Raw genomic sequence first — 13,996 nt, 5'->3', positions numbered from 1 at the left:
ATGCGCCGTGGCGCGCCGGTTAGCTGCCGACGAGATCGAGCTTGCGCGCATCGATGCCGGCGCCATGATTGCGGCCGGAAACGATACGCATTTCGATGCCCTGGGGCGCGTCGCGCCGAACGGCTTCCACCATCGCCGACGCCGCTGCCTGCGAGGCGGCGAAGGCAAAACCGGTCGGTCCCCATGAGCTTTGGCCGATGCCGACGGCGCCGGCCTCGGCCAGCCTGTCGGCTGTCGCCGCGACGGCTCTGGAGGTGAACACGCCGCCCTGCGCCGGCGCGAAATGCGTGCCGACCATATGCTGGATCGCCGCAATGGCGGTGCCGAAACGGGCAAGGTCACGCTCGACAACCGCCGGCAGCGCGCCCATCAGCACATAGCGGCAGATGTCGGCAGCCATGCCGGCCGGGAAGGTCGGCAAATCGTGGAAAGCCTCGACTTCCGCCGTGCCGTGAATGCCGGCGCGCGCTTTGTCGAGAATGAGAATCACCCGCCATGCCTCGGGGAAGGGCAATTGCGCCAGAACCGGAGGCGGCGCGTCGGCAGCGAGCTTGCCGCCGTCGACAATGATGCCGCCGGCATGAAAACTGGCAATGCCGATGCCCGAACGCGCGCCCCGGTCGAGCAAAGTGGCGTCGGCCTGCGGTTCGAGCGGCAGGCCGTGCAACGAGCGCAGGGCAGCCGAAACGGCCAATGCGATCTGCGTGCCCGAACCAAGCCCGGCGTGCGGCGGTATCGCCTGCTCGATGGTCAGCCGGTGCGCTCCGCCAATGCCGAGATGCCGGCAGAGCGTGGCTAGGTAGCGCGCCGCGCGCCCGCTGTCCGGCCCGTCGGCACTGGCCTGGCCGGCACGCGACAGGTTCAGCACCGTTTCCGGTTCTGAAAGCGGCAGGCCGATACTGCCGAAACGGCGCCCGAGGCCGCCGTTCAGATCGAGAAAGCCGAGATGCAGGCGGGCGGGCACCCGGATGGTCACGCAATTAGACATTCATCCCCCGTAAGTGCATCATGCACGACAACGGAAGTTCATGTGCCCGCGCCCATGATACCGGTTTTCGGGAAGGGAGCAAGGTGGGCGAATATTGGAGGAAATGATGAGCGAGAAGAGCAGCGAGCGGACCTATTCGGAGGCCGAGATCGCGGAACGGCTGCAAGGAGAACTGCCGAAATGGCGGTTCGAGAACGGCTGGATCCGGCGCAAATACAAGACCCATGGCTGGAAATCGACGCTGATGGTCATCAACACGGTCGGTCATCTGGCGGAAGCGGCGTGGCATCATCCCGACATAGCTGCATCCTATGCCTGGGTCGAGGTCAAGCTGACCAATCATGCGGCAAAAGGCATCACCGACAAGGATTTCGAGCTGGCGAGGAAGATCGAAGACGTGGTGGCATGGCAGCCGGGCCGGGAAGGCGGCGCGCTGACCGGCACGCCGCAGACCGACCAGCGCTTCGCCTATATCAAATACGATTGACGCGATCGCCGGCATAGCGGCAGCGAAATGTCGCAGTGTCATTCGTGAACTTATGTGGGGTTCACGACCGCATCGCTTTCGTCTAAAAACGGTGTCGGCACCAGAAAGTTATGAGAAGCATGGCGGTTGCGTGGATCGGCGACCGGAGTGTGCCTGTTGACGATGCGGCAAGAAAAGCCGCCGAGCTTCTGGCTGCCAGTCTCTGCCCGGTTTTCAGTCTCGATACGGATGTGCATGGCACGCGTGCCGCTTTGGCGCTGGCGCGCAGCGCGGGTGCTGTCTGCGACCAGTTCGATGGCGCGGCGACGGCGCGCGAGGCGGCGCAATATACGGACAGAGGCGGCCTGTTCATCGCGCCGGGCGAGGTGCGCCGCCGCGCCGATCTGGTGGTGATCGTCGGCGCGTTGCCGGCACACCACGACGAGTTGATTGCAGAGTTTGCCAGCACCGTGCCGGACCTGACCGGCAAGGATGCCGAACGGCGGTTTTTTCTGGTCGGCGACGATGCGAAAACGCCCGGCAAGGCGAAAGCGGTGCGGCTGGCCTGCGAGGGCGGGCTGGAAGCGGCGCTCGGCGCGTTGCGGGCGCAATGCGCGGGACGGCAGGTCACGCACGGCGTCAGCCATTTCGACGCTTTTGCCGAAGCACTGGCGGCGTCGCGATTCCCGGTCTTCACCTTTTGCGGGGTGTTTGCCGGCGCGCTTGCACTGGAAATGCTGCAAGGGCTGGTCGGCGATCTCAACCGCAAGCAACGCGCCTCGGCGCTGCATCTGCCGGCCAGCCCGAACGGCTGGGGCAGCACGCTGGTTTCCACCTGGACCACCGGCTTTCCGCTGCGCACCGGCTTTGCGCGCGGCCATGCCGAGTTCGACCCATGGCGCTTCGATGAGGCGCGGATGCTGGCCGAGGGCGAGGCCGATCTGCATCTGGTCGTTGCCGAAGACGCCAGGCAGGTGCCCGCCGCGCCCAAGGGGGTGCATATGATCGCGTTGGCCAAAACCGCAAAGCCGGTCGCGGGAGCTGCCGTGACCATCGCTATCGGTGTGCCTGGCGAGGACCACGACGCGGTCGTTTATTCGAGCCGTCTCGGCACGCTTGCGGCCATGACCGCCAAAGCGTCGGGCGAATTGCCACCGGCCGCCGGCATCCTGCGCCGGATCGGCGAAAACCTGCCTGAACGGGAGAGCCTGCCATGCTGACCCGGGTCGCCGGCGGCGAAATCGTCGATCCAGTCAATGGCCGCCTCGGCACCGGTGATCTATGGGTCGAGGACGAGACGATCGTGCCGCCGCCCACGGGCCGAAAGCCGGATCTGACGCTCGATGCCAAGGGCTGCGTGGTGATGGCCGGGGCCATCGACATCCATTCCCATATCGGCGGCGGCAATGTGAACACGGCGCGCCTGCTCCTGCCCGAGCATCACAAGGCGCATGCGCCGCGTCCTGGTGCCACGCCGCTTGCGCAACTCGGCTGGACGACGTTCGAGACCGGCCGCCTCTACGCCCAAATGGGCTTCACCACCGTGGTCGAGCCGGCGATGTCGCCGGGGGCGGCGCTGCACACCCATCTCGAACTTGCCGACATTCCGATCATCGACAAGGCAACGCTGGCGATCCTCGGCAATGACGATTTTCTGCTGTCGATGATCCGCGACAACGCCTCTGCGGCCATGATCGAGGACTACGTTTCATGGACCGTGGCGTCGAGCCGTGCGCTGGGCGTCAAGGTCATCAATGCGGGTGCCGCCGCCGCCTTCAAGGAGAATGTGCGCAGCTTTTCCTTCGATGACGAGGTGCCGTTCTACGGCACCAGTTCGCGAAAGATCGTCAAGACATTGCAGAAGGCCGTGACCGGGCTTGGCGTGCCGCATCCGCTGCATGTCCATTGCAACAATCTCGGCATTCCCGGCGCGCCGGACACGGCCGCCGAAACCATGGCCGCGGCCGAAGGCCTGCCGCTGCATCTGGCGCATCTGCAGTTCTACAGCTATGGTTCGGAGGGCAAGCGCGGCTTTTCTTCCGCCGCGACGCGGCTGGCCGAACTAGTCAATACGACGCCGGAAATCACCATCGACATCGGCCAGGTGATGTTCGGCCAGACAGTGACGATCTCGTCCGACGTGCTGCGCCAGTTCACCGCGCGCGGCAGCGCCAATCCGCGAAAATCGGTGATTATCGATGGCGACGCCAATGGCGGCGGCATCGTGCCGTTCCGCTACAGCAACGATTTCTTCGGCTCGCTGCAATGGGCGATCGGGCTGGAGCTGTTCCTTTTGATCGAAGACCCGTGGCGGGTGTTCTTCACCACAGATCACCCGAACGGCGCGCCCTTTACCACCTATCCGGAAATCTTCGGGCTTCTGATGAGCAGGGACGCACGCGCGAAGGCGATGGAAGCGGTTTCCGGCCGGGCGCTCAAGCTGACCACGCTGCCCGCACTGACCCGCGAATACACGTTCGAGGACATTGCGGTGATGACGCGCGCCGCCCCGGCCAAACTGCTCGGCCTGAAGGATCGCGGTCATCTGGGGCCGGGCGCGCTGGCCGACGTGGCGGTCTATCGCAAGGGCGGCGACATTGCGCAGATGTTCCGATCCGCCGCCTTCGTGCTCAAGAACGGCGAACTGGTGGTGGAAGACGGCGCGGTGAAGAAGATGCGCTGGGGCAGGGCGCTGCGGCTGAAGACGACGCCCGACAAGGCGATGGTCAAGCGGATGGAGGCCTACCATCAGCAGCGTTACGGCCTGTCGCTCGACTGGTTCGACTTCCCCGATTCCGCCATCCAGCGCGAGCAGCCTTTCGGTGAGGTGTCATGCAGGGCTTGAGCGTCAACGGCGTCGCCATCGACGATACTTTTGCCGAGGCCTTCGGCATGCGCGCCACCGCCATCATCATCACCGGGCCGAACCGCAAATGGGCGCGGCAGGCGGCGATCACCATGACCGGCTTTGCCACCTCGGTGATCGGCTGCGGCTGCGAGGCGGCGATCGACACGGAACTTCCGGCCTCGCAAACGCCGGACGGCCGGCCGGGCTGCCGGGTGATGATCTTCGCCATGAGCACCGATGGCTTGCAGGCGCAATTGCAGAACCGGCTCGGCCAGTGCGTCCTGACTTCGCCGGGCAGTGCCTGCTTTGCCGCGCTCAAGGGCGTGGCTGATCTCAAGCTTGGTTCGGCGTTGCGCTATTTCGGCGATGGCTGGCAGGTGTCGAAGAAATTCGGCGGCCGGCATTTCTGGCGCGTGCCGGTGATGGACGGCGAATTCCTGTGCGAGGCCACGACCGGTCTCACCAAGGATGCCGTTGGCGGCGGCAATCTGCTTCTGGTCGCCTCCTCCAATGCCAAGGCGCTAGCCGCAGCCGAAGCTGCTGTGGCGGCTATCGAAGAGGTGCCTGGCGTGATCATGCCGTTTCCCGGCGGCATCGTGCGCTCCGGATCCAAGGTCGGTGGCAAGTACAAGGGCATGATGGCCTCGACCAACGACGCCTTCGCGCCGACATTGCGCGGCGTGGTCAAGAGCGAACTTGGCCCGAATGACAATGCCGTTCTGGAAATCGTCATCGACGGCGAAACCAGCGACGCGGTGGCGGCGGCGATGAAGGCCGGTATCCGTGCCGTCACGGGGCTGGGGCCCGACAAGGGCGCCTCGCGTATCACCGCCGGCAATTACGGCGGCAAGCTCGGCAAGTTCCATTATCATTTGAAGGAGCTTCTGCCGTGAAGCCGCTGACCTTCACCTTGCGCGAAGCGCCACCGGAGCGGCTCGATCTTTCGCCGCTCACACCTGAAAACTTGGCCGACATGCCGACGAGGCAGATCGAAAATATCAGGCTCGGCACGTCGAAGCGCGGGCTGTGCGTCGGCGACGTGTTCAAACTTTCCGGCAGCGATGTGACGACGATCGTTTTCGAGGGCGGCAGTTCGCGTTTCGATGGCCTCGGCACAGGCATGGAAGATGGCAGCATCCGCGTGATCGGCGATGCCGGCGTGCAGGCTGGACGAAAGATGAGCGGCGGCAGTCTGGTGGTCGAAGGCGATGTCGGCCTGCATGCCGGTTCGGCTATGCGCGGCGGCCGGCTTGAAATCCATGGCGACGCCGGCGACCATCTTGGCGGGCCGCTGGCCGGCGAACTTGCTGGCATGAATGGCGGGCTGGTCATCGTGCGCGGCCGCGCCGGCGACCATGCTGCCGATCGGATGCGGCGCGGCGTGGTGGTTGTTCTGAAAGGGTGCGGCGATTATGCCGGTGCCCGCATGATTGCCGGGACGCTGGCCGCGACCGGCGGGGTGGGGCGGCTGCCCGGCTATCTGATGCGGCGCGGCTCCATCCTGCTCGACCGCAGGCCGGAAAATCTGTCGCCCGGCTTTGTCGAATGCGGGGCGCCCGACAGTGTCTTTGCCGCCGTTTTCGACCGCCATCTGTTGCAGGAGAACATCCTGAAGCGCCCGCTGCTGGGCAATACGCCGGGCAGGTTCGGCGGCGACAATGCTGTCGCCGGAACCGGCGAGATTCTTTTCCGGCGTGACTGACGGCAGGCTCATACCAGAGTCTTGGATGGGCGCGGTGCGCAGTCGCGCGCTCCAACGGTCATTCAAAATTGACCGTTGGTATCAGGCCTTGACCTTGGCGGCCTCGTGTCCCGCGGTGATGCGCCGATAATGGAAGTCGGCAGAGGCGTCATGCGCCGCCGCAGCCGCCTGGGCTTCAGCCACGAATGCCGCCATGCGGGCATGGTGAGGCGATTTGATGCAAGCCGGGTCGGTTGCCGCCGCGTCGCCGGCAATCGCCATGGCCTGACAGCGGCAGCCGCCCCAATCGATTTCGCAGCGCTCGCAGGAGCGGCATGGCTCCTGCATCCAGTCGGTGCCGCGGAAGGCGTTGAAGGCCGGTGAATCTTCCCATATCTCGCCAAGCGACTTTTCGCCGAAACGCTCGAAGGTCAGCGAAGGAATGGTATGCGCGGCATGGCACGGCAGCACCGTGCCATCGGGTGCGACCATGAAGGCGTCGCGCGCCCAGCCCCCCATGCAGGGCTTGGGATAGATGGCGAAATAATCCGGCGTCACGAAATCGATATTGAGCACGCCGGCCAGTTTCGCGCTGGCGGCCTCGACGATCTCGGCCTGGCGCATGACCGCCTCGCGGTCAGGCATCAACGCGTCGCGGTTGAGCAGCGCCCAGCCGCCATACTGGATATTGGCGATTTCCAGCCGTTCCGCACCCAGCGACAGCGCAAGCTTGATGAATTCGGGCACCTGCTCGATATTATGGCGATGGATGGGCGCGTTGATGGTCAGCGGCAGGCCGGCCGCGACGGTGCGCCGTGCCGTCTCCAGCTTCTTTTCATGCGCGCCGCGATTGTGGCCGATCCTGTCCGTGGTTTCGGCTCGTGCGCCCTGAAAACTCAATTGCAGATGGTCGAGGCCGGCTTCCGCAAAGGCTTCGATGCGGCCCTCAGCGATACCGACGCCGGCGGTGATCAGATTGGTGTAAACCCCGCGCCCCGCAAGCCCCGCGATCAATTGTTCCAGATCGCGCCGAAGCGTCGGTTCGCCACCGGAAAGATGCACCTGCAACACGCCGAGATCGGCGGCCTGGCGGAACAGATAGAGCCAGGTCTCTGTGTCGAGCTCGCGATTGGCCTTGAGCAATTCGACCGGGTTGGAGCAATAAGGGCATTGCAGCGGGCAACGATGCGTCAGTTCCGCCAGCATGCCGATGGGAGGAAGCGGCGCGCTCATAATCTCACCAGCAATTTATCGGCCCATTCCTGCAGGAAAGCGGCAACATCGCCGGCCATCTCCTGCGGCGAAGCGTCATAGTCGCGCGCCAGATCCTCGGTGATCTCATCGACCGTCCTGCGCCCGTCGCAAAGCTTCAGAATGTCGAGACTGGCCTCATTCGGCCAAAACACCTTTTCGGGCGACAAAACGGCATGAGCCTGCCGCACCGGATCGAACTGGATGCGCACATGGCGCGGCAGGCGAGGCACCGACTGCCCGGAAACGATCGCCCGTTGCCGTTCGATCATCATCATCACGCCTCCGGCCGGAAGGCGCCGGGTGGAATGTTGCCTCCGCCCTCGCCATAGGCGTGCTGGAGCGCATCCAGCATCGCCCACAATATATCGCATTTGAAGACCAGCGCGTCGATCACCTGCTGCTGGCGCTCCGGCGTGTCGGCGTGCTTGCGCACATAGGCCAGCGCGAAGTCGGAATCGCGCGCGGCCTGTTCCGGCCTGCGGGTGAAATAGGCCAGCGTGTCGGCGGTGACATAGTCGTATTTCGCCAGCATCGCCGGCACGCGCTCATTGATGATGACCGGCGAGAACAGTTCGGTCAGCGAGGAAGCCACGGCCTCCAGCAACGACCGCTCGAAACAGAAGGCAAGATAGGCGCCGACGGCAAAGCGCGTGGCCGGCAGGGCCAGCCGCTGGCTTTTGACGGCATCGGCATCCACCCCGAGCGAGGTGGCCAGATGCAGCCAGCGTGCAATGCCGCCGCTCCAGCCGTCCTCGCCATCATGATCCTCGATGCGCTTGCGCCATTCGGCACGGAAGGCCGGGTCTTCGGCATGGGTCAGGATCGCCGCGTCCTTGCGCGGTATGACCGCCTGATAGCAGTAGCGGTTCAGCGCCCAGGCCTGCAATTCGCCCTTCGACAGATCGCCGCCGGTCATGCGGTGATGGTAGGGGTGGCGGTTGTGGTAACGCTCCGCGCCGACCTGGCGCAGTACGGCTTCGAGCTCGCCTGGTGAAAGTCCGCCGCTGGCTGCCCGATGAAAATCGCTCATAGGTTCAGTTCCATGCCGTCATGGGCGATTTCCCAACCGGCCGCCCTGACGCGCGCATGCTCGGGCGAATTTTCGTCAAGGACCGGGTTGGTGTTGTTGATATGGACGAAGACGCGACGGCCGATGGCAACATCCGCAAGCGAGGCGACGGCGCCGCTGTCGCCGCTCATGGAAATGTGCCCCATGCGCTGGCCGGTCTTGGGGCCGACGCCGGCGGCAATCATCTCGTCATCCGTATAAAGCGTGCCATCGAACAGCAGGCAGGCTGCGTCGGCAAGCCGTTGTTTCAGCGCCGCATCCACCCGCGCACAGCCCGGAATATAGAAAGCCGCCGACTCGTCCCGATCCCGCTGGCTGATTTTAACGCCGATCGTATCGCCACTGTCCGAGCCGAAATCGGCATTCGGATCGCTGCTGTCTTCGAGATAAAGCGCGATCTTGCCGGGCACCGCGAACGATTCGACGGCGAGGCCGGTGTCTTCGCCATCAGCGTCGCGCAGCGAAACCGCTTCGTTGAGCGGCAAGATGCGGCGCGGCACGATGGCCGGATCGAGCACGTTGAAAATGGAATTTCCGGCGATCACGTCCAGAACCTCGCTTGTGCCGTAAAGCGCGAAGGGCTCACGTTCGCGCAGGCTGAGCAGCCCGGCCACATGATCGACATCGCCATTGGTGAGCACCACCGCGCGGATCGGCGTGGAGCGCAACGGTGCGTCAGCTTGCGGCTGAAGCTCAGGGGTCGCGGCAATCTGCTGGCGTATATCGGGAGATGCATTGAACAACACCCAGCCTTGACCATCGGGTGAAGCCGCCAGGCTCGATTGGGTTCTTGGCGTTACGCCGGGATTTCCGGCGCGAGCCGCCCGGCTGAGGCTGTGGTTGCAATTCCACTGGGGAAAGCCGCCTCCAGCGGCCGAACCTATGATTTTCAGGCGCAAGACAACCTCCGCTCGGAAGCCAACAGCCTGATGATCCGGACCATCGGCTTGCCTGGCGAGGGCATAGGGCGGCTGAAGGTGCGCGCCCCGTGTCGAGGCGCGCACCTTGTCAGCTTACTTCTTCGGCGTGATTTCGGCAGGCAGATACCGCGAAATCTCAAAACCGGCTGCCACCTGGCACATGGCCGGCTTTTTCCAGCTTTTCTTCATCGCATTTCTCCTCTTCCAAGGCTCCGTGAAGAGCCATTTTCACACTTCACCATTGCGGGCACCAAAATGCAATGGATAGTCCATAAAAATGGACAAATGAAATATATGTTTTCTGGAAATCAATAAAATATACCGAAAAACACCAGCATGTTCAATGATTTGCTACATACGGCCTGCTCTCCTTCAAAGGCAGCCCGGCCTTCTCCCAACCATCGGCGCCGAGCGGATACCACAGCACGGACCGATAGCCCCATTCGACGGCGCGCCTGGCTGCGTTCCACGACATCCAGCAATCCGTCATGCAGTAAAACAGCAAAGGCTTGTCCTTTGTTCCCCGCGAAACCCTGTCCAGAGCATCGCGGAAATAAGCGGTCGTTTCCGCCGACAATGCACCGTAGCCGACATTGACCAGCCACAGGCTGCCGGGAATGTCCTTGCGCACGCGATCGCGCCAGATCGTTCCTGCCGGCAGGTCGGCCGGCTTCGGCGTATAGGGCATGACGTCCAGAAACACCGTCTCGCCGGCACGCCACAGGGCTTCCGCTTCTTCTGTCGTGACGACGCGCGCGCCGGCAAGGGTCTGCGGCACCGGCCCGCGATACTCATTCATGCGATAGGTGTCCGGCTCCTCGACTGCGGGCGTCCACTGCGCCTGTGCCCGCACCGGCATCGCCCAGGGTGGCGTCAACTGGCCTGTGATGGAGGCTGCAAGCAGCAAGGCTATCGTCCTTCCGTTCATCGCCGTCATCCGGCTTATCCGGTTTGCCGATCCGCTTCCGTTGCGTGACCGGCCCCTGCTATTGGGTGATCGGTTTATCCTGCTCGTCGATCAGCGGTACGTTATAGTCGAGCAGGAGCTTGTTGATCTGATCCTGGTTTTTGCGGATGACCTTGTTGAGCGTGCGCTTCCATTCCTGATCGGAGCGCCGCACGCCCATGGTGATGCGGTAGGCCATGCGCTCGCCGGCTTTTTCCTTGACCAGCGGCACGAGCATCACATCGGCGTTCATTTTCTTGGCGTAATAGCCGACCATCGGCCCCCACATGATCGCGGCATCTATGGTGCCGGCCTTCATGTCCTTGAACATCCGTTCGGCCATGGATTCCGTGACGCGCGTGTCCACCGCCAGAGGATAGATCTTGGCCGTGCGCAGCAGCTTGTTTTCGGCCATGTTCGCGGTAGGCGGCGTACGTTCGACCACGCCGAGGCGCTTGCCTTTGAGCTTCGGATCCTCGATCGTCTCGACCCCCGCTATGTCGCTGCCCTTGGGATAGACCAGCACATAGGCGGAGCGGTAATAGGCATTGGTGCTTTGCACGGCCTCGCCGCCTTGGGCATAGCCCATGATGATGTCGCAGCGATGGGCCGACAGCGTATTGCGCACAAAGCCCATGACCGACGGAAACCAGGTATAGGCAACGGATTTGCGGCCGGTCTTCTCGGCGACCAGTTCGGCCAGCTTGTTCTCGAATCCTTCCCCGCTCTTGTCGGTAAACGGCATGTTGGAAGGATCGGCGCAGACCCGCAATATATTGGGGTCCACCAGCTCGCCGGCGGCGCCAAGGCCGGTGCCTTGCGCCTCGGCCGGCTGTGGTGGCAGCGCGGCCATCATGCCGGCCAGCAGGGGCAGCACGAGGAGCGACCTGGCTGGCCACGATCGCTTCTTTTCCGGCAAGATGCGGTTCAACATGGCGTCAACCCTTCATGCAGGCCGCTTCGGCATCCTTCGCTGCCTGCGATTTCGGCTCGTGCTTGGGAGGACGGCCGCGCGGGGCGGCCCCGACGGCGCGCGCGCGCAGGTAGACGTAGATGTCATCCATGTAGCAATAGACGTTCTTGTTGTCGCCGAACGCCGGCATCACCTTCTCGTTGCCGCCGCCGACTTCCTTCTTGCCGCCGGCCACGATGGAAAGAAACGTGCCGTAATCTATGTTCTTCAGGCTCTTGACCAATGCCGGGGCGTAGGTCGAGCCCATGCCGTCCTGGCCGTGGCAGACATGGCAATCGGAATGGTAGCGGCGATAACCGCTGAACGTGTACCAATCCACCATGCCGTTCTCGATCTTGAAGGTCGGATTGCCGTCGGCATCGTAGTATTTGCCGTCCTCGTCCGTCACGGCCTTGGCCTTTTCAATCGTGTCTTCGGCATAAGCGGTCGTGGAGACATTGAGGGCCAGAACACCCAGGATGAAAGCCGGAATGACGGTACGGATCAACATGCAGATACTCTTCCTCATCTGGCGGCTGCCTTGCGGCCCGCCGAAGCAAGCGCGTGCCACGCTGCTGGATTCGTTTGACGGACAACAAGAGCCCGATGGGATCGTCGCCACAGGCTCTTGTGGTTTTCCTCACGCCTCCCGCCGACAGCCGGCGGGAGGCTTTCTCAGCCTTGGGAGGTCAGTCGGGAAGGCCGAAGACGGTGAGCTGGCCACCGAGCGCCGTGTAGTCGGCAAGCGCGGCGTAGCCACCCACGGCACCGAGACCGGCGGTGCCGACCACCTGGTCCTCAGTGCCCTGCTCGCGGCCCTGATCGACGGCGCCATGCCATGCGGCGGCGTTGTCGGGGGAGAGCAGGCCGCCGGCGAGGCCGATACCGGCCCAGCCGCCGACGCCGGACAGAACGGCGATGTACTGCTTGCCGTCATGCTCGAAGGGCGTGATGTTGCCGATGATGCCGGAGGGCGTCTTGAACTTGTAAAGCTCGTTGCCCTTCTCGTCGACGGCCTTGATGTAGCCTTCCAGCGTTCCGTAGAAGACCACATCGCCGGCGGTCGCCAGAGCACCGGACCACACCGAGAACAGCTCGGGCTTCGACCAGACGATCTCGCCCTTGGCGGCGTCCCAGGCAATGAAGTTGCCCATGTTTTCGCTGCCGGGCGCCGGATACATCGACACGGTGGCGCCGACATAAGGCTGACCGGCGGTGTAGCTCACCTTGTAGGGCTCGTAATCCATGCAGACATGGTTGGTCGGCACGTAGAACAGGCCTGTCTTGGGCGAGTAGGTCGCCGGCTGCTGGTCCTTGGTTCCCAACGCAGCCGGGCAGATGCCAGCGGTGTTGGTGTCTTCGCCATTCTTGTCGGTCGAGTATTTCGGATCGACCAGCGGCCGTCCGTAGGTCTCGCTGTTCGGGTCCATATCGACCTTCGTGGCCCAGTTCACCGCCGGATCGTACTTCGCGGCGACAAGCAGTTCGCCGGTTGCGCGATCCAGTGTGTAGGCAAAGCCGTTGCGGTCGAAATGCACCAGGACGTCATGCTTCTTGCCGTTGACTTCCATGTCATCGACGAGAATCATCTCGTTGACGCCGTCATAGTCCCATTCGTCGTGCGGCGTCATCTGGTAGAGCCACTTGGCCATGCCGGTGTCGGCGTCGCGGGCCATGATGGTCATCGACCACTTGTTGTCGCCCGGCCGCTGGACCGGATTCCAGGTCGAGGGGTTGCCGGTGCCGTAGTAAACGAGATTGAGCTCGGGATCGTAGGAGAACCAGCCCCAGGTCGTGCCGCCGCCGGTCTTCCACTGCTCGCCTTCCCAGGACTTGGTGCTGGAATCGGCGCCGATCGGCTTGCCGAGCTGCGTGGTCTTTTCGGGATCGACAAGCATTTCCTTGTCCGGGCCCGTGGAATAGGCCTTCCAGGCCAGCGAACCGTCCTTCAGGTTATAGGCGGCGAGGAAGCCGCGAACGCCGAACTCGGCGCCTGAAATGCCGATCAGCACCTTGTCCTTGACAACGAGCGGAGCGGCCGTGCCGGATTCGCCCTTGCCGCCATCCGTCATTTCACCGTTCTGCGTCTTCCAGACCTGCTTGCCGGTCTCGGCATCAAGCGCCACGACATTGGTGTCGGCCTGGTTGAGAATGATCAGCGCCGGATGGTCGTCGGTTTTCGGAGCATAGGCGACGCCACGATTGACCGTGTCGCAGCACATGATCGGAATGACGTTCGGATCCTGTTTGGGCTCGTACTTCCACAGGATCTTGCCGTCATTGTTGATGTCGAGCGCATAAACGGTGTTCGGGAACGGTGTATGAACATACATCGTGTCGCCGATGATCAGCGGGCCACCTTCATGGCCGCGCAGCACGCCGGTCGAGAATGTCCATTTCGCCTGCAGGTTCTTGACGTTGTCCTTGGTAATCTGGTCGAGGGTGGAATAGCGGGTGTTGGCGTAATCACCCGATTGCATGACCCAGTCCTTTGGGTTCTCGCTCATCTTCGCCAGGTCTTCATTCGCGAAAGCCGCACCAGCTATCCCGATGGACAGGAATGTCGCGGCAGTCAGAACTTGAGTGGCTTTAGTCAGTACACGCATTGGAAATCCTCCCGATGGTCACGATGGCAAATCGTCCGTTCAGCCCACGAGGGCATGCCCAAGCGATTCAGGTGTGGGGGAAGTATTTCCGGCAGCGTGTCACGACCAAGCCAAGGCAGCCAGCGGGCACCTTTACTGCCCGCCCCGCTTGGCCTTCGAAAGACAGCCGCTGCTCCCTATAACAGCGACTTCCATTGAAGCCGGAAACAAGAAAAGCCTATGGCATAAAAATCCGATAGGCAAGCACAATAGTGAAAATTCCGACT

Annotated in this window: 15 protein-coding genes; 6 read left to right on the top strand and 9 right to left on the bottom strand. The window is 63.2% G+C overall.

Features of this window, described 5'->3' with window-relative positions; genetic code table 11:
• Positions 1–19: 19 nt before the first annotated feature.
• Positions 20–988, bottom strand: coding sequence for a beta-ribofuranosylaminobenzene 5'-phosphate synthase family protein (locus tag BFN67_RS14190; RefSeq protein ID WP_080920211.1), 969 nt, complete (start codon positions 986–988; stop codon positions 20–22).
• Positions 989–1,094: 106 nt separating this feature from the next.
• Between BFN67_RS14190 and BFN67_RS14185 the strand changes: the two genes are divergently transcribed.
• The 5 genes from BFN67_RS14185 (at position 1,095) to BFN67_RS14165 (ending at position 6,004) form a co-directional block, all read left to right on the top strand.
• Positions 1,095–1,475 carry a 4a-hydroxytetrahydrobiopterin dehydratase gene (locus BFN67_RS14185; RefSeq protein WP_080920235.1) on the top strand — a complete coding sequence of 127 codons (381 nt, stop codon included), beginning with the start codon at positions 1,095–1,097 and terminating at the stop codon, positions 1,473–1,475.
• A gap of 119 nt (positions 1,476–1,594) precedes the next feature.
• Positions 1,595–2,674: a molybdopterin-binding domain-containing protein gene (locus BFN67_RS14180; protein ID WP_080920234.1), complete on the top strand. Its 1,080-nt coding sequence runs from the start codon at positions 1,595–1,597 to the stop codon at positions 2,672–2,674.
• A complete protein-coding gene (locus BFN67_RS14175; RefSeq protein WP_080920210.1) occupies positions 2,668–4,299 on the top strand; it encodes a formylmethanofuran dehydrogenase subunit A in 1,632 nt (543 codons plus the stop codon). Before BFN67_RS14180 ends, BFN67_RS14175 begins: the two co-directional genes overlap by 7 nt.
• Positions 4,287–5,195 carry a formylmethanofuran--tetrahydromethanopterin N-formyltransferase gene (gene fhcD / locus BFN67_RS14170; protein WP_080920209.1) on the top strand — a complete coding sequence of 303 codons (909 nt, stop codon included), beginning with the start codon at positions 4,287–4,289 and terminating at the stop codon, positions 5,193–5,195. Before BFN67_RS14175 ends, fhcD begins: the two co-directional genes overlap by 13 nt.
• A complete protein-coding gene (locus BFN67_RS14165; RefSeq protein ID WP_080920208.1) occupies positions 5,192–6,004 on the top strand; it encodes a formylmethanofuran dehydrogenase subunit C in 813 nt (270 codons plus the stop codon). Before fhcD ends, BFN67_RS14165 begins: the two co-directional genes overlap by 4 nt.
• Before the next feature lie 81 nt (positions 6,005–6,085).
• Here BFN67_RS14165 and pqqE read toward each other — a convergent pair whose 3' ends face one another.
• The 4 genes from pqqE to pqqB are packed head-to-tail and all read right to left on the bottom strand — an operon-like array spanning position 6,086 to position 9,205.
• A complete protein-coding gene (pqqE, locus tag BFN67_RS14160; protein ID WP_080920207.1) occupies positions 6,086–7,216 on the bottom strand; it encodes a pyrroloquinoline quinone biosynthesis protein PqqE in 1,131 nt (376 codons plus the stop codon).
• On the bottom strand, positions 7,213–7,512 hold the full coding sequence (pqqD, locus tag BFN67_RS14155) for a pyrroloquinoline quinone biosynthesis peptide chaperone PqqD (protein WP_245295264.1): 300 nt from the start codon (positions 7,510–7,512) through the stop codon (positions 7,213–7,215). Before pqqD ends, pqqE begins: the two co-directional genes overlap by 4 nt.
• The gene (gene pqqC, locus BFN67_RS14150; RefSeq protein WP_080920206.1) at positions 7,512–8,267 is read right to left on the bottom strand and encodes a pyrroloquinoline-quinone synthase PqqC; all 756 of its coding nucleotides are present in this window, start codon (positions 8,265–8,267) and stop codon (positions 7,512–7,514) included. The genes pqqD and pqqC overlap by 1 nt, the downstream gene beginning before the upstream one ends.
• The gene (gene pqqB / locus BFN67_RS14145) at positions 8,264–9,205 is read right to left on the bottom strand and encodes a pyrroloquinoline quinone biosynthesis protein PqqB (protein WP_080920232.1); all 942 of its coding nucleotides are present in this window, start codon (positions 9,203–9,205) and stop codon (positions 8,264–8,266) included. The genes pqqC and pqqB overlap by 4 nt, the downstream gene beginning before the upstream one ends.
• Between pqqB and BFN67_RS24560 the strand changes: the two genes are divergently transcribed.
• A complete protein-coding gene (locus BFN67_RS24560) occupies positions 9,089–9,541 on the top strand; it encodes a hypothetical protein (protein ID WP_192856843.1) in 453 nt (150 codons plus the stop codon). The two genes, pqqB and BFN67_RS24560, sit on opposite strands and share 117 nt — an antisense overlap.
• 25 nt (positions 9,542–9,566) lie before the next feature.
• Here BFN67_RS24560 and BFN67_RS14140 read toward each other — a convergent pair whose 3' ends face one another.
• The 4 genes from BFN67_RS14140 to BFN67_RS14125 all read right to left on the bottom strand — a co-directional run bounded on the left by BFN67_RS14140 (position 9,567) and on the right by BFN67_RS14125 (position 13,730).
• The gene (locus BFN67_RS14140; protein WP_080920231.1) at positions 9,567–10,154 is read right to left on the bottom strand and encodes a PQQ-dependent catabolism-associated CXXCW motif protein; all 588 of its coding nucleotides are present in this window, start codon (positions 10,152–10,154) and stop codon (positions 9,567–9,569) included.
• 58 nt (positions 10,155–10,212) lie between these two features.
• Positions 10,213–11,106 carry a substrate-binding domain-containing protein gene (locus BFN67_RS14135; RefSeq protein WP_139789176.1) on the bottom strand — a complete coding sequence of 298 codons (894 nt, stop codon included), beginning with the start codon at positions 11,104–11,106 and terminating at the stop codon, positions 10,213–10,215.
• A gap of 4 nt (positions 11,107–11,110) precedes the next feature.
• Entirely contained in the window at positions 11,111–11,635 is a 525-nt protein-coding gene (locus BFN67_RS14130) for a c-type cytochrome, methanol metabolism-related (protein ID WP_080920205.1), read from the bottom strand.
• A 178-nt stretch (positions 11,636–11,813) separates the two neighbouring features.
• Complete coding sequence (locus tag BFN67_RS14125; RefSeq protein WP_080920204.1) at positions 11,814–13,730, bottom strand: methanol/ethanol family PQQ-dependent dehydrogenase; 1,917 nt, start codon at positions 13,728–13,730, stop codon at positions 11,814–11,816.
• Positions 13,731–13,996: the final 266 nt, after the last annotated feature.

The organism is Manganibacter manganicus (assembly GCF_002075885.1).
Lineage (GTDB): Bacteria > Pseudomonadota > Alphaproteobacteria > Rhizobiales > Rhizobiaceae > Mesorhizobium > Mesorhizobium manganicum.
The sequence above is the reverse complement of the archived record's forward strand: the minus strand, read 5'-3'. Positions and strand labels throughout refer to the sequence as shown.